This is a genomic window from Polynucleobacter sp. AP-Titi-500A-B4 (assembly GCF_018688095.1).
Lineage (GTDB): Bacteria > Pseudomonadota > Gammaproteobacteria > Burkholderiales > Burkholderiaceae > Polynucleobacter.
In genome coordinates, this window is sequence record NZ_CP061311.1 from 1,246,792 (window position 1) to 1,263,853 (window position 17,062).

Genomic DNA, 17,062 nt, shown 5'->3' on the forward strand with positions numbered 1-17,062 from the left:
TTAGACAGACTCAATAATTTTTTGCAGCTCATTGCCCTCTTTTAATAAATCTAGAGCGGCATTCACTACTGTTGAATCTAACTTCACGCCGGACTCTGCTTGAATTTCATCCATTGCAGCAGCTAAGCCCCTTGCTGGCCTATAGGGGCGATGGGTGGACATCGCCTCAATCGTATCAGCCACAGCTAAGATACGACCCCCTTGAGAAATTGCATCGCCTTTTAATCCATTTGGGTAGCCACTACCATCTAAGCGCTCATGATGCTGATAGACTGCCTCAGCTATCGGCCATGGAAAAGGAATATCTTTCAGAATTTGATAGCCAGCCTCTACGTGCCCTTGCACCATCTTCATCTCTAAGTCAGTCAAGTGTGTTGGCTTGGTCAGAATTTCTGAGGGCACTGCTACCTTACCAATATCGTGGACCATTCCTGCCATATAGAGTGCCTGGGAATCTTCATTACTCCACCCCAACTTATCCGCAATTCTCATTGCAATCAAAGCCACTCGTTTCTGATGTCCTGCGGTATAGGGATCTCGCCACTCCATGGTTCTAGACATCGCCTCAATAGTGGAGCGCAATGCGCTTGCCAGGCGCTCCTGTGTCAGCTGTTTTTGATGAATTTGCTCATCCAACTGCCTTTGTCGTTCGATAGAGCGAAGACCAAATCCAATTTCATGTGCAAGACTTTGAAAAAGCTCAATTTCGGTTTCTCCAAAAGAATTGGGTTCGGATGAATACACCAATAAACAACGGCGCAACTTCTCTACACCATCCTGAATAGGACAAGCAATCGCAGAGCGTATGCCATATTTTCGTGCTCTGTCACGCCAAGGCAAAAACTGTTGATCAGTCTCTGAATCTATTACGAAAGTAGTTTTGCCGGAGCGTATACAAGCGCCAGCAGGACCTAAGCCTGATGGAATTTGATCATTCCAAGTGATCAAAATATCTTTTGTATAGGCTATGGCAGAACCAGAGCCACCCATGATGGTCACTGTCTTTTCGGCATCGTCTTCAGCCTTGCCAACCCAAGCTAAGACATAGGGAGTTTTTGATGCAATGGCAGAACAAACTTCCCGGATCAATGCATCGGTCGAACTTGCTCTCGCGAGTGCTGCTGCAGCCTCTGAAAGAGCTGATAAAGCAGCTCCGCGCTTCTGCATCTCTTGCTTGAGGTCAGCAGCATTATCAGAAACGAAGTTACTAAGGGATTTGTTGGTCATCCTTTGATTATGTTCCTATATTGATCCCCTGGGTCATTTATAAGCGCCACACTACTAATCCGCATAACTCAATATGGGCTTGATCAAAGCTGCTATAAATATCAAAAAATTCGCCGCCCTTTGATACCTTGGATAAAAGTCTATCAAGCGGCATCTCTAGAAATATTTGGTGGGGCGTAGCCATCACTAGGGCATCAGCAACGGGAAGCTCATCCCATGGAATCAGATCGATGTTGTAACGTGCTTTAGCATCACTCACTTTAACAACTGGGTCATATACATAAACATCGACTCCAAAGCTTTTGAGCTCAGCAATAACATCTACTATTTTGGAGTTACTGGTGTCCTGAACGTCCGGCTTGAATGCCAAACCAAAAACATTGACTTTGGCGCCCTTAATATTGGTATTGTTAGCTATCAATTGCTTAACTACCTGATCAGCAATATATTTACCCATACCATCATTGATTCTTCTACCTGCAAGAATTACGTCGGGGTGATATCCCAACATCTCTGCTTTATAGGTTAAGTAATAAGGCACGATACCAATGCAATGCCCGCCAACCAAGCCTGGTCGCACTGACATAAAGTTCCATTTGGTCGATGCAGCATCAATTACCTCATTGGTATCAATACCAACCAGATGTGAAATGACCGCTACTTCATTCATCAGCGCAATATTGAGATCACGTTGAGTGTTCTCAACCACTTTTGCAGCCTCCGCCACCTTGATGCAAGATGCCTTGAAGATTCCTGCGGTAATGATCTTGCTATAGATTTCTGCAACCATCTCCAAGGTCTGTGGAGTATCTCCAGAAACAATCTTGATGATCTTGACCAGCGTATGGGTTCTATCTCCTGGGTTTACACGCTCTGGTGAATAACCCACATGAAAGCCTTTCTTCCAGATCATTCCAGAGGCGGATTCCAAAATCGGAATGCAAACCTCTTCAGTAGCGCCTGGGTAGACAGTGGATTCATAAACGACCGTGGCGCCCTCTTTCATATTACGGCCGACCAATTCAGTAGCGTTTTTGAGGGGCAAAAAGTCGGGCTGGTTAGCCTCATCAATCAGTGTTGGCACAGCCACGATAATGAAGTCTGCCTTCCTTAATTGCGCGGGCTCATCGGTAAATGTCAGATGGGTTGCCGAGCGCAACTCTTCGGCAGTAATTTCATCTGTGGGTGAGATTCCCTGTTTGAATAGTTCAATCTTTTCTTTGTAAAGATCAAATCCGATCGTCGGATATATTTTTCCAAACTCTACTGCTAGCGGTATACCGACGTATCCTAGCCCAACGATTGCAATGGTTGTCATTTTTGGTCTTTCTTATATTGATTATTAGTAGGGGTAAGATATCCAGAGCGTACTCGGTAACCATAAGCGATCTTTCCGCGCACGAGTAGGTCATAGATACCGATCAAACGGCTATAGGTATGAAATTGGTGGTAGCCGAACTGCTCTAGAAAGCCCGTGCTGAGCATGCGAATTAAGTCTTTTGTTCTATCTTGTCTAAAACGGGAAAACTCCTGAAGTAAGACAGCACAGACAGATAACACCGTACCCAATACCACACCAAAGATAAAGAGCAAGATGACATCATCCAAGGTAGCTATTCCAAAGTAATAGGCAATAGGCGCCAATAGATAAGATGCTACCTCTACTAAGGCTGAGAGTGCTTCAAAGATAAAGAAAAAGGGCACTCCAAACATGCCTACCATGCGGTATTTTGGGTTAAACATCATATCTCGATTCCAAATCATGGATTGCAGAATGGCGCGCTGCCAAAAGTTTCGCTGCGAAGAAAGGGCCTTTAGGGTTTCCGGAACCTCTGAATAACAACCGGGGTCAGGTACATAAGCGATTCGCATGGGGCCTAAATCTTTATGCTCCTGAATATAACGGTGAATATCGACTGTTAACTCAAAGTCATCCACTACTGCATTGACATTAGCCCCGCCTACTTTTAAAAAGATATCCTTACGAATGAAGGTATAGGCGCCCGACATACACAACATACTGTTAAGGCGCGACAAGCCTGCCCTTGCCCACTGAAAGGCGCGCAAATACTCAACATACTGAAACATGGGCAGCCAATGCTGCGGCAAGGAACGATCGACTATCTTCCCATTGCTAACCATTAATCCATTGGATGGTCGAATCATGCCGGTAGCAGCAACGACAGAATCATCTTCTAGAAAAGGACGAATCATCCTTAATAAGGCATCGTCTTCTAGGACGCAATCAGCATCGATCTGGCAAATAATCGGGTAACGTGCGTAATCCACACCTGCATTATTAGCATCCGCTCTTCGACCATTCTCTTTATCAATCACCAATAGAGATGGAAAGTCATTAGAGCGGTAAACTGCCCTAATCGGGTTAGTCTGCAACTGCTTCTTATAGACCAGTTCAGCGGGATACATCTTGAATCGCTCTATGAGTATCTTGAGGGTACTATCTTCAGACCCATCATTAACCACAATGACCTCAAACTGAGGATAACGAAGCTGCAAGCTATTGAGGACGGTATCGACAATCATCTTCTCTTCGTTATACGCAGAGATCACGATGGATATTGGTAAGGTTAATTTAGATTCACTAATGCGCTTAAATTCGCCAAAATGAATTCCTTGGTGATATTTTTTCTGCTCAAGCGCTCCTAGGATGATCAGCAGCAAATAAATCAAATGCATTAGGAGGAAATACACCAATATTCCCTCAATTAGCAATCGTGTAATGAAAATGAGATCTTGCTCAAGCCAGGGACTCATACGATCCCCTTGTTTGTATTTTGGGAGAGAGTCATTTGACTCATGTCGCGAACAAATTGATCGGGGCTATCATTCATTTTCTCTAAAGCCAACTTACCAGGTGCACCCATAGCCATGAGTGATGTCGCGCAGTTCAATCTGACCCACCATACTGAGTCACTCATCCCCTTTTGCAGCGAATCAATACTCTGCTCGCCTGAAAAATGCTTCAAAGCTTTTGCGCAAGTCGCCCTCACTTCCCAGGCTGAATCTTTGATGCCAATTAATAACGCCGGCAAGGCGGATGGATATTGCAGTTGGCCCAAGGATCGATATACCCAAACCCGAATATCAACACTTTGATCATTGCTGAGTTTCTCTAAGAAAGCTACAGATGCCTCATCTTTGATAATTCCCAAGCTGGCAATCGCCACCTGCCTACCAGGATGGCTAGCATGAGAATCTTCTAGGTAGGCTTTTAAATGGGGTATTGCATCGACATCAAACTGCCCAATGATTTCTATTAATCGTTGCACTGGCCATGTGCCCTCAAGTGCTAAGTTGATGAGAATTGGCTTTATGGCAGCCACCACACCTAATTGCGCAAGAGAATTCGCAGCGGCAATCCGCACATCTAAAAATTCATCCGTAAGGGCGCCCAGTAATGGCTCACTGATGATTTCAGTATGCGCAATAAATGGCAGATACGTGGCTGCATTTAGTCTCTCATGCCAATTACCAACATTTAGCTGGTGCAACTCTTTATCGACAACTGCTGTAGATTCACATTCGACCAGAATATCAATGAGCTTATGGCAATCAGCCTTACTAGCCGTTTGTGCAACCTGCGCCAATACACTTGTTAGGCATTCTTGGTGTACCAGCACCAACCCCTTGAGAGCGTTCTTGGCGATAACACCCTTGAGAAAAGCACTAATTCCGCTATTTAGAAGTTCATACTGAACGAGATACTGCTTTTGCCGGTAGTTAGCATATAGGTTGTAAATAATCACGCCCATAGACAGGGCCATGACAAGTACTAATAGGAGAAGTACTCCGTATGCAAAAAATACAAAGATGGGTGAAACCGAAGGGCTTAATCCTAGATTAATAGTCTACTCACTTCAGACCAGTGGTGCGCTCAAGAGCAATGAGCTGATCAATCGTGTCATACAAACTCCACCGCGGCTTAAAGCCTGTTAAGTCTTGTAATTTCTGGATCACCGGTCGACGATGTGTGATGTCCTCAAACTCTAGACCGTAAGCAGCTTCATAGCCAATATATTTAATACCCGATTTACTGCCCGATCTTTCAATGATTAATTTAGCTAGATCACCAATGGAAATTTCATCATCATTGCCGACGTTAACGATTTCACCATTGGCCGCAGGAGTTGAGGCCAACATATCCAAAGCTCTGACGGTATCGTCAACATTACAAAATGAGCGAGTTTGCGACCCGTCGCCATATACCGTGACTTGCTCACCATGAACCGCTTGCCTAATAAAGTTCGGAAACACCATGCCATACTTACCAGTTTGGTGTGGACCTACTGTATTAAATAAACGCACAATGACTACTTTAATATGGGATTTTTTGAGAAATGAGTAGGCTAAAAATTCATCGGCTAATTTAGTGACCGCATAACACCAGCGCAATCGCCCCGCTGAACGCAAAACGATGTCGTCCGTTTCCACGAATGCTGGCTTGGTATTAAATCCATAAACCTCTGAGCTCGAAGCAACGATGATCTGAGTCATGGGGTTTACTTCAGCTACTGCTCTAAATACTCGCTCAGTTCCTGCCATATTGGTAGCCATCACTGCGCGAGGATCCTCTAAGACTTTCTTCACCCCAACAATAGCAGCCATATGGTAAATGCGATTTGACCAACGAGCCGCCTCTTTCAAACCATCCCATGTAAGGATATTGGCCTCATCAAATTGAAAGTGAGGATCTTTAAAGTGTGCGGAGATGTTGCCGACTTGGCCGGTTGATAAATCATCAACTACATGCACAGTGTCACCTTTTGCAAGGTGGTAAGCGACTAGATGCGATCCTATGAACCCTGCCCCACCAGTAATTAATATATTCATATCATCCTAAAAAGAAACTCGCAGGCCAAGTTGCCCGCCATTACGTTGGTAGTAAGAACCTTCTTTGCCATGCCAAACCGCTGATGTGATGCCAATAGTTTTGCTTATCCAATACAAGCCATCGAGTTGAATGTACTGAAACTGAATGCTGGATAAATTATTGAGCGCCACGACAGTAGGCTCCATACCTTGGGCATAAGTCACGCCAAGGCGATTATTGGTCTCACCTATCCATTGCGCCTGAACTTTAGACGCAAATGATCCTTGGTCGCGATTGATTGATGAAATCATCCCAACATAAGCAAAACGAAATTGCCCCCAATACTTTTCTAGCCCGAGGTTATATAAATTGGTAGAGGCATTGGAGTAAGACTGTGAGTACTGCTTTTGATTCGCAGCAATGATGTAGCCAAAATTTTGCGGTAATCTACCATTCCAACCGAGACCTACTGATGTCTGCGGTAAAAAATTGGGGTTAGCAGAATATCCACCTTCAATATTAATAACGCCGTATTTCAATGGATAGGCATAAGTTACATCAAGCTCTTGATCAACCATGCTGAAACGCTGAACATTTTGCGCCTGAATATTGACTAAACCATTTTCATGCAGTGGCAATGAAAGATTGAGATATTGACTACTCCAATTAGCGTAGTTATTGGTTAATTGATCAAAACTAGAGCCGACTTCAATATAGGGTGCAGCATCAAATACTGCTGGACGAACGGAGCCGCTGAAAGACAACTCCTCCAATGCGCCAGTGCCAGTTTGCAGGTTGGGCACTTCTTGGGAATAAGCCAATTGTGGCAAAACCAAAGCAATGCAAGTTAAAAAACCTGCGATAACTATTCGTGGACTTCTAGCACGAGATGAGAAATATTTGCGAATAGCACACCATATGAAATTCAATCTAATAAGACAACCCTATTCCACTGTGGCCGCTATAGCAATACTTATTTAATTTATTAGGAATTTACCCAAGAAATAGAATAAGAATTGCAATATTGACTGATTAAGCACATTATGAAGAGATACGTCACTTTCTAAGGGTTTATGCAAGAAGATATCGATAAGATTTACGCCAAAATCGTCGGTCTAGAGACTGAGGTGAGCAATCTTCGTCAAGGCTATATTGTTGTTAACCAGCGTTATACAGAGGCACTCAGCTCTCTCAAAGAGCTTACCAATAGCGCCTCATTGGCCGCTAAGAAGGCGTGCACTGCTGCCGAGCAAGCGGCACTTGCCACCAATAAATGCGCTTTAGCAGCTAAAGAGGCCGCAAGCAAATCTGTCATTGAGGCTGCAGAAGCATCTGCAGAAGCTGCCGCCTTATCGGCTGAAGCAGCGGTTCAAGCAGCTGCTGCAGCATCAGCCGCAGCCGCAGCCGCCGCAGCCGCAGTTGCTCATCAAGCAGAGGCATCCTCTGTACAAGCATCGGCAGAAGCAGCGCAATCAACTAAGCGAGCTACAGACGCAGCTGCTGAAGCAGTCAAGATGTCGAATATGGCAGCTGAATTTGCAAGACTCGCTAGAAATAATCACACAAAGTAACTAGAAATAGAAAAAGCTCCTCAATCTCTATTGGGAGCTTTTTTACAGAATTTAGTGGGGCGAACGACGGGGCTCGAACCCGCGACAACCAGAATCACAATCTGGGACTCTACCAACTGAGCTACGTCCGCCGTTGTAGAAGGTGAGATTATAGCCTTTTTGGGTAAAAACCAGCCAAAACAGCCTTATTCTGCGGTTTCTAGCTCAAAAGCAGCCCAATCCCCAAGGCATAGACTGGCATCTAGAAAGAAGTCTGCAATAGCCGCTTTGCTCTGGACTTTGGCTAATGCATGGTGATCTGAGAGGCGCTGACGCCAATAGCGTGACCCTGCCCTACCATGCGCCAAGCCCAAAATATGTCTCGTGAATGCGCCGATATAAAAAGGCTTCTGTTTTGCTTGGCACTCATCAAACCAAGCCCAGACCTGATGCACCAAGGCAATCTGAATACGGTGCCATTCAGTTTCACTAAACAGATAACCTGCGGCATCTCCATCAGTGTTGATTAAGTCATCCCATCCCAACAGTAATGCTGGGAAATGATATGCAGCTCTTCCCACCATAAAACCATCAAAGTCATCCCAGTGACCAGCAATTTGCTCGTTCGTTTCTAAACCACCATTGAGCAACACTTTGAGATTAGGAAAATGTTTTTGCGCATCCAATCTCAATCTAGCAGCAACTTCATAACGTAGAGGTGGTTTACTACGATTCTCTTTAGGAGATAAACCTTTGAGTACTGCGTTGCGCGCATGTATGGTAACTTGACTAGCACCAGCATCCGCCACAGCTAAAATGAAATCAAGCGCAAACTGATAATCCTTTTCTGAACTGGCAGCATCCATGGAATCTAATCCCAAGCGATGCTTTACTGAAATCGGAATATCCACCGCCCCCTTCATAGCCTTGACACACTGAGCAACCAATTGTGGTTCGGCCATTAGACAAGCCCCAAAGGCACCACGTTGAACCCGCTCTGATGGGCATCCACAATTGAGGTCAATTTCATCGTAGCCCCACTGCTGCGCTAGTTCTGCAGAATTCGCCAAATCACTTGGCTCTGAACCACCCAGCTGCAAAACAACGGGGTGTTGATCTTGCGAATAATCTAGATGGCGTGGCACATCCCCGTGCATCAGAGCGCCAGTAGTCACCATCTCGGTATAGAGAACAGCTTCTTTAGTGAGTGCACGATGAAAAGAACGGCAATGGCGGTCGGTCCACTCCATCATGGGGGCTACGGCCAATCTTTTCTTATTTTGAATTTTCACAGGGACTTTGTTGAATCAGTCATTGATTGAGCATTACTGATTAACTTACTTCCAGCTAAGATTCAACTTTTTATGAGAGGCGGCACAATCTCGCAAATAGAGATTAATCAGACTTTGATAAGGAATACCTACTTCTTCAGATATTGATTTGAAATAGGTCACAGAATCTTCATCCAATCGAATCGTAATAGGCTTCTTAAGCATAGAAGCATATGGATTTTTTCGGGATTTTGAGAAATCATATTCTTTTCGCATATTAATCACCTTTTATAAACCTTTAACTCTCGAGAGCTTGCCTTACGGGCCGAAATAATTCATATGTACATTGTACATATATTAAGATCACCATATAACCTAGATTAAGAACCTTCCATCAAACAACACTTCACCTCTACTCTAAAAACCATTGTCATTCCCAATCATTAAGGGCAACCGAAGTTGCCCTTAATGAAGATGAAGATACCGCTCTTACCTATTTCAGCTTAGCTAGCTTAGCCTCTAGCTCTACTGCAAGATCTAGTGCGCCCATGTAGCCAGACTTCAGATGATTTGGCAGGTCTGGGTCGCCAACCATAGCGCCTAAGGTTTCAACAAGACTAAAAACAATTCCTTTGGCTGCTCCAGCGGCAATCGTATTATTGGCTACCGCTTCATCAATATGATTTACCGCATCCAAAAAGTAATCGTGGCCTGGTAAGCCATCAGGCCCTAGCGCTTCTTTAGTATCTTTACTCATTTTTTTCCTTCTTTAAAGCATCTGATCTACTTTATAGAAAAACTTGCGGGCATATGCAAGGATTTCTTTATCGCTTGGATGATCTACAGTTTCTACACCAACAATCTTTTCAGCAATCTTGGCATCATGCTGGTGGGCATGCTTAATCAGTTCCAACTTGGCTGAACCTGGCCCCAGAATCAAAATTTCCAGTGATTTATTGACTGCCTGCATAACGGAGTGAAGGTACTTAGAATCTAAGCCAGCTTTACCGCTACCCACTTCTCCGCCCTTGTGATGCAAATGACTATGGGTAGATTTACTGCGAATGACTTCTGCTTCGCTAGCCTCTTCACTCAAGAACATCACGTGAGCTTCTTTGTGGTCAATCCAGATGACTGCATGATTTAATGACATATTTATCCTATTGTTATAAAAGACTACCTTTTCAGGATACTCCTGCAAGCGTCTTTAAATCGCTGATAAGCTTGATTTAAATCAAATAGATGACCTCAAAGAGCAGAACGACTAGAACTCCAAGGTCTTTTGACTGATGAAGAACCTTGCTTGATTCGTAATGGGGTCTTGAAAGGCAATTTCTTTAGCCAATAGCTGTAATGGCTTAGAAACGTCTAAGTCATATTCTTGATATGGCGTGAGAACTGGATAAATCTGATCCTGTTTGATTGGGATGCTTAGCGCATTGAGATGGCAACGCAATTGATGCTTCTTGCCACTGCCTGGAATGAGGCGATATTTAGCCCATGACTTATTGACTTGAATCAGCTCGATAAGCGTATCTGCGTTTGGTTCGCCCTCCACTTCCTGCATCTGTAGGAAGTGTTCTGATTCTTCTAGGCGACTTTGATAAATCATGGGCAGCTTGTCTACTAAGACTTGTGAGTATGGCGCAATAGCTTCATAAACCTTCTTGACTGCACGATCTCGAAAGAGATTTTGGTATTGCGCTCTTTCTGTTGGATTAACAGAGAAGATAACTAAGCCTGCGGTATCACGATCAATCCGATGAAGCGGGCTGAGCGTCTGAATACCTGTTTTTTTCTTCAGGCGATTGAGTAAAGTTTGATGCAAGTAAAGTCCGCTCGGCGTCACCGGCAAGAAATGGGGTTTATCGGCAACCAGAATATGATCATCTTGAAATAGAATCTGTTCTTCAAAAGGAATTTCTGGTTCGCGTGCCAATCTCCTAAAATACATCAGATGCGTATTAGGTTGATATGGGTCGCTTGCCGCTAGAGGCTGCCCCTCAATATCGAGAATAAGGTTGTCATGGAAGCGCCGCTCCCACTCACCTGCTTGAATATGCGGAAACTGGGCAACAAAGAATTGCAGAAGATTGAGGTAAGACTGATCCGCAGGTAAAAACACCCTGGATGCTGAAACCCCTTCTGAATTAACCTGAATACTCATAGTGCCCCGTAGCTTAGAGCTCTATTTTATGCTTTTATTGAGCTGGCTTTCGCTTACTTTGCTTGACCAAACACAGGGGCACGTCTTTCTAGGAATGCAGTGATGCCTTCACGGTAATCGCTTCCCATGTAGACATTCTTGCGCAAGGATTGTAGGTGTTCAAATACTGCAGGATTCATGACAGCTGCATCAGAGAGCATTTGCGCCTGTGCTTTGAGTACAGAGTTAGCCTGGGGTGAGCGTGAAGCAATCGTTCTGGCCATTTGATAAGTCTTTGCCTCCAATTCACCAGAGACATAGAGGTGATTTAGGATACCAATTTGTAATGCGCGATCAGCACCGATAGGATCGGCAGTGAGGAACATTTCCTTAACGACATTGAGCGGCATACGAGACATAAAATGCAAGATCCCACTGGCGGTATAGGGCAGCCCGAGCTTTGCTGGCGTAATGGCAAAGGTGGAATCATGATCACCCATGGCAATATCACAACTCATGATCAAGTCTGTAGATGCACCCCAGACTGAACCATCAACCATCGCAATGACTGGTGCCCTAAATGCACGAATAGACTTGAGCAGTACCATCACAGGATCATCAGCTGGCAAGGGGTCACGCTCTGACCGAGGTAACTCCATCACATCATGCCCTGCCGACCATACCTTATTCTTTTGGTCTGATCGCAGCACGAGTACGCGGACGTCTTCTTTACCAAAGACCTCTAGAGCATGGTGCATCTCTTCAATTAAGCATTCGCTTAATGCATTCCGTTTGCTGTAATGATTAAATCGAATCGTGGCAATCAGATCTGCCTGCTCTGTTTTGATGTACTGATAATTCATTTGGATTTTCTTTTGTCTTATTTTTTATTTCTTTGTCTTATTGCTATTGCTGCTGTTATGCAGCAATTAAAATATCGCCTAATTCCATCTTCTCCCACCAAACGAATGGCAGTAAATAGACTGGCTCATTAGTACCTTGTAGAATTTCCAAGGCGCCATCCTTCGTTTTGTTCGCTTCATATTTACCAGGATTTAACGAAAAACAGCCTTTGTCAGTACCATCATTGCGACGCATCCTGGCGACGGTATTGCGAGTGATATAAACGACCATATTTCCCTCCTTTTTTGCAAAATGAAGAATGTCTATGTCGTTAACTTATTCCTATGGGATTGGATGCCATTTATAAAATGCCCTTTTTTGACGCTCTTTGCCCAATTTTGGACGGGACTATCTTCGGTGCACCCATCTTATGCACCGAAACAAGTCATTCCTTACAGCTTAAGAATTATTAGCTCAAATTGGGCTTGAAATAGCGCTCTTTAATAGCTAGCGCCAAGGAAACTAAGCCAATCATGATGGGCACTTCTACCAGAGGCCCAATGACTGCCGCAAATGCTGCTCCAGAGTTAATTCCAAATACGGCAATAGCTACCGCAATCGCTAATTCAAAATTATTACTAGAGGCCGTAAAAGATAAGGTGCAGCAGCGCTTGTAGTCAATCCCCATTTTGCTGGTGATCACAAAGGTAATCACAAACATGACTCCAAAGTAGATTAGTAGCGGAATGGCAATGGTTAACACATCACCTGGCAACTGGAGAATGAGTTTTCCTTTAAGACTAAACATCACCACGATGGTAAAAAGCAATGCAATCAAGGTAATCTTGCCGATCTTGGGAACAAAGTGTTCGTGGTACCAATCTTTAGAGACAAACTTGAGCATGACAAAGCGTGTTAGGAGACCAGCAATACAAGGGATACCTAAATAGATAAAGACCGTCTGCGCGATCTCGCCAATAGATACGCTGACATTAGTCCCAGACAGACCGAACCATGGGGGCAAGACGGTCAAGAACACATAGGCATAAAGGCTGAAGAACAGTACTTGAAAGATAGCATTGAATGCCACTAATCCTGCAGCATATTCTGTAGAGCCCTTAGCGATATCGTTCCACACAATCACCATTGCAATACAGGGCGCGATACCAATCAGAATCAGTCCTGCCATGTACTCAGGCTGATTGGGCACAAAGGTGATCGCCAAGAGAAACATAAAGACCGGGGCAATGATCCAGTTCATCACAAAGGCGATTCCGAAGATGCGCTTATCTTTAAAGACATCCGGCAGATCTTCGTAACGCACTTTCGCAAATGGGGGATACATCATCAAAATCAAGCCAATCGCAATGGGATAGTTTGTAGTTCCCACCTGAAAGGAGTTAATCAGCCCCTCTACCCCAGGAATGAAATATCCCAAGCCAATACCCACAGCCATAGCTGCAAATATCCAAATCGTTAAATAGCGATCCAGAAAAGAAAGTTGTTTGGTGAGGGCTGTCATGATTTGGTATGAATTTCTTTTAGAGATAATGAGTCAAGCGTTTCTAGGGGCATATCAGCCAATAGATCAAGGCGTTTCTTAAGGCCAATCATGACATCCCTAAACGCCCTTCTCTTGTCCTCATCGGATCCTTGCACTTGAGATGGATCAGGAAAGCCCCAGTGAGCGGTACTTGGCTTACCTGGCCAGAGTGGGCAAACCTCACCCGCAGCGTTATCGCACACCGTGACAATGAAATCCATCTGAGGCGCGTCTGGCAATCCATATTCATCCCAGCTCTTGCTTCGCAACTTTGACTCTGGATAACCTAGTTCTTTTGCGATCTCAGCCGCAAAGGGATTGACCTTAGTGCCCGGCGTAGAACCCGCAGAGTAGCCAACAAACTTACCGCTCAGATGAGTTGAGGCTAACGCTTCACCCAATACTGATCTAGCGGAGTTATGGGTGCAGAGAAATAGGATGTTGTATTGCTTCATGCTGACTTTGCCCTCTTTTGAATTTTGATAGGTGCGCAGGCCTTGCCGTCACAGCAGTTTTCTAGCAGGAATTCGCTAAGGTCTTGCACCAACTTCGCATTGGGTCGATAAATCAAATTACGACTTTGTCTTTCAACCAAAAGCAGATCGGCCTGAACTAACTCTTTGAGGTGAAAGCTCAGTGTGGCATTTGGGATACCTAATTTCTCAATGATTTGACTAGGTGTTAAGCCCATCTCTCCACGCTGAACAATCATCCGGAAGATATTGAGTCTAGACTCCTGCCCTAATGCCAGGAAAGCCTGGATTGCATTGATATTTTTCATATTTCCAATTATATAGAAATATATTACAGGTATATGACAGCATTAAAAAGCCACCCGAAGGTGGCTTTGATTGTGAAACTCAGCAAGGATTACTCGCGTGACGCTTTTTTACGCTCATGCTCTTTCAAATAACGCTTACGGACACGTACACTCTTTGGTGTAACTTCAACCAGCTCATCATCACTAATGAATTCAACTGCATATTCTAAAGTGAGGTCAATTGGAGTTACCAAGCGAACTGCTTCGTCAGTACCAGATGAACGAACGTTGGTTAATTGCTTACCTTTAATGGGGTTCACAACCAAGTCGTTATCGCGACTATGAATACCAATAATCATGCCCTCGTAAACAGGATCACCATGTTTTACGAACATACGACCACGGTCTTGTAATTTCCAAATGGCATAAGCAACTGCTTCGCCGTCATCTTGACTAATCAATACACCGTTATGACGCTCACCCAAAATACCATCTTTAGCTGGTGCATAAGCATCAAAGGTATGGCTCATTAAGCCATTTCCACGGGTCATGGTCATGAAATCACCTTGGAAGCCGATCAAACCACGCGCTGGAATACGGTATTCAAGACGGGTGCGACCTTTACCGTCACTCACCATATCCTGCAACTCACCCTTACGTTTACCCAAATCTTCCATCACTGCACCTTGGGTTGCATCTTCAACATCAACGGTTAAGTTTTCATATGGCTCCATCTTGACACCATTTTCTTCGTGGAACACGACACGCGGACGAGAAACAGCCATTTCGTAACCTTCACGACGCATTGTCTCAACCAAAATAGTGAGATGCAGTTCACCGCGACCAGATACTTCAAAAACAGTATCGTCGTCAGTTTCTCTGACACGTAAAGCCATGTTTGACTTGAGCTCACGATCTAAACGCTCTCGGATCTGACGACTAGTTACAAACTTACCTTCACGACCAGCCAATGGGCTCGTGTTCACCATAAAGTTCATGGTCAAAGTTGGCTCATCGATCTTCAGCATTGGCAATGCATCTGGTTTATCAACCGCACAAACCGTTGTTCCAATCGCTAACTCTTCAATACCATTGATCAAGGCGATATCACCAGCAATCGCCTCGTCTACTACTTCACGCTCAAGGCCTTTGAACTTCAATACCTGATTGACTCGGCCTTTGAATGGCACACCATCTGGGCCATTCATACAAATCACTTCCATTCCAGACTTAACACGGCCTCGATTAATACGGCCAATACCAATTTTTCCTACATAACTGTTGTAGTCAATAGAAGAAATTTGGAACTGCAAAGGAGCATCTGGATCATCATCACGAACTGGAACATGCTCAATCACGGCATCAAATAATGGCCGCATATCACCCTCACGCACATCCTCACTGATACCCGCATAGCCGTTTAAACCGGATGCATAAATGATGGGGAAATCGAGCTGCTCTTCTGTAGCGCCTAACTTATCGAACAACTCAAAAGTAGCATTGATGACGTAATCGCAACGTGCACCTGGGCGGTCTACTTTATTGATCACCACGATTGGCTTCAAACCGAGAGCCAAGGCTTTCTTGGTCACGAAACGGGTCTGCGGCATTGGGCCTTCAACCGCATCCACCAAGAGCAAAACACCGTCAACCATCGAGAGTACCCGCTCAACTTCACCACCAAAGTCCGCGTGTCCTGGGGTATCAACGATGTTGATGTGTGTGCCGTCATATTCCACCGCACAGTTCTTAGACAAAATGGTAATACCGCGTTCTTTTTCAAGATCGTTTGAGTCCATGACGCGTTCGGTCATTTTTTCATTGGAGCGGAATGTGCCAGATTGACGCAAGAGTTGGTCAACCAAAGTAGTTTTACCGTGGTCAACGTGGGCGATGATGGCGATGTTACGAAGTGCGCGTTTAGTCATGTGAAGCTTCTAAAGTTAAAGATAAGTAAAAGGGTTATTAGTAATAATGGTTTAATGTGCCTGCGAAATTAAACGCTTGGGATGCAATACTCCAGAGCGCCAATCAGCAGTACCAATAAAGTTATGGGGGGCAGCAGTAGCGCGATAAATTCGCACTAATGCTTCAATCGAAGGCAGGTTTAGAGGAACGCGTTGTCCCATTTCTAGACGCTTAGCTTGTTGCTCATCTACCGTTAAGTGTGGCAAGGTCTGCAAGAGTGCGTCGACCGGCAGAATGTAGCTAGAACTATCGTGCAAAGCATTCTGGATTGATTCAATCGTAAAAGAATGTTCAAGACTCAAATGCCCTACTTCTGTTCTACGCAACCCAACCAAATGAGCACCACAGCCTAGGGCATTACCAATATCTTCAGCCAATACTCGAATATAGGTACCTTTGCTACAAGACACTTCTAAAGTTGCTTCAGGCCACTGGATATTCGTCCAACGAATCTTGTGAATCGTGATCTCACGTGGAGTGCGCTCTAACTCAACACCAGCACGGGCGTATTCATATAAAGGTTTGCCATCACGCTTGAGTGCAGAATACATTGGTGGCACTTGAGTAATGGAGCCAGAAAATTTGGGCAGTAAAGCGTCTAATGCTTTTTGCAGTGCTGCTGGATTTTCAAAGGCGGGTAATGGTAATTCTTCAATAACAAGGCCTTCGGCATCACCAGTATCAGTGCGGGAGCCAAACTTGACTTGAGCGATATAGGTTTTATCTGCTTCCAGTAAGTCTTGAGAGTACTTAGTCGCCTCACCCAAGCAAATCGGCAATAAGCCAGTTGCCATTGGATCTAAGGTGCCTGTATGCCCAGCTTTTTCAGCCTTGAAAGCACGCTTCACAGCAGTGACTGCACCTTGGGAACTCATTCCTGCAGGCTTATCTAGCAATACTACGCCGTCGATACGCGTGGACAT

The 17,062-nt window shown here is 44.6% G+C and carries 19 protein-coding genes and 1 tRNA gene; 1 reads left to right on the forward strand and 19 read right to left on the reverse strand.

Annotation, left to right across the window (positions count from 1 at the left end; all coding sequences use genetic code 11):
* The 6 genes from FD968_RS06265 to FD968_RS06290 all read right to left on the reverse strand — a co-directional run bounded on the left by FD968_RS06265 (nucleotide 1) and on the right by FD968_RS06290 (nucleotide 6,894).
* Nucleotides 1-1,227 carry an HD domain-containing phosphohydrolase gene (locus tag FD968_RS06265; RefSeq protein WP_251367518.1) on the reverse strand — a complete coding sequence of 409 codons (1,227 nt, stop codon included), beginning with the start codon at nucleotides 1,225-1,227 and terminating at the stop codon, nucleotides 1-3.
* 37 nt (nucleotides 1,228-1,264) lie between these two features.
* Complete coding sequence (locus FD968_RS06270) at nucleotides 1,265-2,545, reverse strand: nucleotide sugar dehydrogenase (RefSeq protein ID WP_215364725.1); 1,281 nt, start codon at nucleotides 2,543-2,545, stop codon at nucleotides 1,265-1,267.
* Nucleotides 2,542-4,002, reverse strand: coding sequence for a glycosyltransferase family 2 protein (locus tag FD968_RS06275; protein WP_215364728.1), 1,461 nt, complete (start codon nucleotides 4,000-4,002; stop codon nucleotides 2,542-2,544). Before FD968_RS06275 ends, FD968_RS06270 begins: the two co-directional genes overlap by 4 nt.
* Nucleotides 3,999-5,012 (reverse strand): HEAT repeat domain-containing protein, encoded by a 1,014-nt coding sequence (locus tag FD968_RS06280; RefSeq protein ID WP_215364730.1) that lies wholly within the window; start codon nucleotides 5,010-5,012, stop codon nucleotides 3,999-4,001. Before FD968_RS06280 ends, FD968_RS06275 begins: the two co-directional genes overlap by 4 nt.
* 88 nt (nucleotides 5,013-5,100) lie before the next feature.
* The gene (locus FD968_RS06285; RefSeq protein WP_215364733.1) at nucleotides 5,101-6,078 is read right to left on the reverse strand and encodes an NAD(P)-dependent oxidoreductase; all 978 of its coding nucleotides are present in this window, start codon (nucleotides 6,076-6,078) and stop codon (nucleotides 5,101-5,103) included.
* Nucleotides 6,079-6,084: 6 nt separating this feature from the next.
* Nucleotides 6,085-6,894 (reverse strand): YaiO family outer membrane beta-barrel protein, encoded by an 810-nt coding sequence (locus tag FD968_RS06290; RefSeq protein WP_215364734.1) that lies wholly within the window; start codon nucleotides 6,892-6,894, stop codon nucleotides 6,085-6,087.
* Nucleotides 6,895-7,131: 237 nt separating this feature from the next.
* On the opposite strand from FD968_RS06290, the gene FD968_RS06295 reads away from it, so the two are divergent.
* Nucleotides 7,132-7,629, forward strand: coding sequence for a hypothetical protein (locus FD968_RS06295; RefSeq protein ID WP_215364736.1), 498 nt, complete (start codon nucleotides 7,132-7,134; stop codon nucleotides 7,627-7,629).
* Between the two features lie 55 nt (nucleotides 7,630-7,684).
* Here FD968_RS06295 and FD968_RS06300 read toward each other — a convergent pair.
* From FD968_RS06300 to truB, 13 genes are all read right to left on the reverse strand, one after another.
* A tRNA-His gene (locus tag FD968_RS06300) sits at nucleotides 7,685-7,760 on the reverse strand.
* Nucleotides 7,761-7,814: 54 nt separating this feature from the next.
* Complete coding sequence (gene dusA, locus FD968_RS06305; RefSeq protein WP_251367520.1) at nucleotides 7,815-8,900, reverse strand: tRNA dihydrouridine(20/20a) synthase DusA; 1,086 nt, start codon at nucleotides 8,898-8,900, stop codon at nucleotides 7,815-7,817.
* A 45-nt stretch (nucleotides 8,901-8,945) separates the two neighbouring features.
* Nucleotides 8,946-9,155 carry a BrnA antitoxin family protein gene (locus tag FD968_RS06310; protein ID WP_215364737.1) on the reverse strand — a complete coding sequence of 70 codons (210 nt, stop codon included), beginning with the start codon at nucleotides 9,153-9,155 and terminating at the stop codon, nucleotides 8,946-8,948.
* Nucleotides 9,156-9,372: 217 nt separating this feature from the next.
* A complete protein-coding gene (locus FD968_RS06315; RefSeq protein ID WP_215364739.1) occupies nucleotides 9,373-9,636 on the reverse strand; it encodes a hypothetical protein in 264 nt (87 codons plus the stop codon).
* Nucleotides 9,637-9,648: 12 nt separating this feature from the next.
* Nucleotides 9,649-10,032: a translational machinery protein gene (locus FD968_RS06320; RefSeq protein ID WP_215364740.1), complete on the reverse strand. Its 384-nt coding sequence runs from the start codon at nucleotides 10,030-10,032 to the stop codon at nucleotides 9,649-9,651.
* 111 nt (nucleotides 10,033-10,143) lie between these two features.
* Nucleotides 10,144-11,046 carry a pseudouridine synthase gene (locus FD968_RS06325; RefSeq protein WP_251367522.1) on the reverse strand — a complete coding sequence of 301 codons (903 nt, stop codon included), beginning with the start codon at nucleotides 11,044-11,046 and terminating at the stop codon, nucleotides 10,144-10,146.
* A 53-nt stretch (nucleotides 11,047-11,099) separates the two neighbouring features.
* A complete protein-coding gene (gene scpB / locus FD968_RS06330) occupies nucleotides 11,100-11,888 on the reverse strand; it encodes a methylmalonyl-CoA decarboxylase (protein ID WP_215364742.1) in 789 nt (262 codons plus the stop codon).
* A 55-nt stretch (nucleotides 11,889-11,943) separates the two neighbouring features.
* Complete coding sequence (locus FD968_RS06335; protein WP_215364745.1) at nucleotides 11,944-12,159, reverse strand: hypothetical protein; 216 nt, start codon at nucleotides 12,157-12,159, stop codon at nucleotides 11,944-11,946.
* Between the two features lie 178 nt (nucleotides 12,160-12,337).
* Nucleotides 12,338-13,390: an ACR3 family arsenite efflux transporter gene (gene arsB, locus FD968_RS06340; protein ID WP_215364748.1), complete on the reverse strand. Its 1,053-nt coding sequence runs from the start codon at nucleotides 13,388-13,390 to the stop codon at nucleotides 12,338-12,340.
* Complete coding sequence (locus FD968_RS06345) at nucleotides 13,387-13,866, reverse strand: arsenate reductase ArsC (RefSeq protein ID WP_215364751.1); 480 nt, start codon at nucleotides 13,864-13,866, stop codon at nucleotides 13,387-13,389. The genes arsB and FD968_RS06345 overlap by 4 nt, the downstream gene beginning before the upstream one ends.
* Nucleotides 13,863-14,192 (reverse strand): helix-turn-helix transcriptional regulator, encoded by a 330-nt coding sequence (locus FD968_RS06350; RefSeq protein WP_215364754.1) that lies wholly within the window; start codon nucleotides 14,190-14,192, stop codon nucleotides 13,863-13,865. Before FD968_RS06350 ends, FD968_RS06345 begins: the two co-directional genes overlap by 4 nt.
* An 89-nt stretch (nucleotides 14,193-14,281) precedes the next feature.
* Complete coding sequence (typA, locus tag FD968_RS06355; protein ID WP_215364756.1) at nucleotides 14,282-16,099, reverse strand: translational GTPase TypA; 1,818 nt, start codon at nucleotides 16,097-16,099, stop codon at nucleotides 14,282-14,284.
* Between the two features lie 51 nt (nucleotides 16,100-16,150).
* Nucleotides 16,151-17,062 carry a tRNA pseudouridine(55) synthase TruB gene (gene truB / locus FD968_RS06360; RefSeq protein ID WP_215364758.1) on the reverse strand — a complete coding sequence of 304 codons (912 nt, stop codon included), beginning with the start codon at nucleotides 17,060-17,062 and terminating at the stop codon, nucleotides 16,151-16,153.

Bases quoted from the DNA above. Each gene is read 5' to 3' on its own strand.
- FD968_RS06265 (WP_251367518.1), bottom strand. From the start codon at position 1,227: ATGACCAACAAATCCCTTAGTAACTTCGTTTCTGATAATGCTGCTGAC.
- FD968_RS06270 (WP_215364725.1), bottom strand. From the start codon at position 2,545: ATGACAACCATTGCAATCGTTGGGCTAGGATACGTCGGTATACCGCTA.
- FD968_RS06275 (WP_215364728.1), bottom strand. From the start codon at position 4,002: ATGAGTCCCTGGCTTGAGCAAGATCTCATTTTCATTACACGATTGCTA.
- FD968_RS06280 (WP_215364730.1), bottom strand. From the start codon at position 5,012: ATGGCCCTGTCTATGGGCGTGATTATTTACAACCTATATGCTAACTAC.
- FD968_RS06285 (WP_215364733.1), bottom strand. From the start codon at position 6,078: ATGAATATATTAATTACTGGTGGGGCAGGGTTCATAGGATCGCATCTA.
- FD968_RS06295 (WP_215364736.1), top strand. From the start codon at position 7,132: ATGCAAGAAGATATCGATAAGATTTACGCCAAAATCGTCGGTCTAGAG.
- FD968_RS06310 (WP_215364737.1), bottom strand. From the start codon at position 9,155: ATGCGAAAAGAATATGATTTCTCAAAATCCCGAAAAAATCCATATGCT.
- FD968_RS06315 (WP_215364739.1), bottom strand. From the start codon at position 9,636: ATGAGTAAAGATACTAAAGAAGCGCTAGGGCCTGATGGCTTACCAGGC.
- FD968_RS06320 (WP_215364740.1), bottom strand. From the start codon at position 10,032: ATGTCATTAAATCATGCAGTCATCTGGATTGACCACAAAGAAGCTCAC.
- FD968_RS06325 (WP_251367522.1), bottom strand. From the start codon at position 11,046: ATGAGTATTCAGGTTAATTCAGAAGGGGTTTCAGCATCCAGGGTGTTT.
- scpB (WP_215364742.1), bottom strand. From the start codon at position 11,888: ATGAATTATCAGTACATCAAAACAGAGCAGGCAGATCTGATTGCCACG.
- FD968_RS06335 (WP_215364745.1), bottom strand. From the start codon at position 12,159: ATGGTCGTTTATATCACTCGCAATACCGTCGCCAGGATGCGTCGCAAT.
- arsB (WP_215364748.1), bottom strand. From the start codon at position 13,390: ATGACAGCCCTCACCAAACAACTTTCTTTTCTGGATCGCTATTTAACG.
- FD968_RS06345 (WP_215364751.1), bottom strand. From the start codon at position 13,866: ATGAAGCAATACAACATCCTATTTCTCTGCACCCATAACTCCGCTAGA.
- FD968_RS06350 (WP_215364754.1), bottom strand. From the start codon at position 14,192: ATGAAAAATATCAATGCAATCCAGGCTTTCCTGGCATTAGGGCAGGAG.
- typA (WP_215364756.1), bottom strand. From the start codon at position 16,099: ATGACTAAACGCGCACTTCGTAACATCGCCATCATCGCCCACGTTGAC.
- truB (WP_215364758.1), bottom strand. From the start codon at position 17,062: ATGTCCACGCGTATCGACGGCGTAGTATTGCTAGATAAGCCTGCAGGA.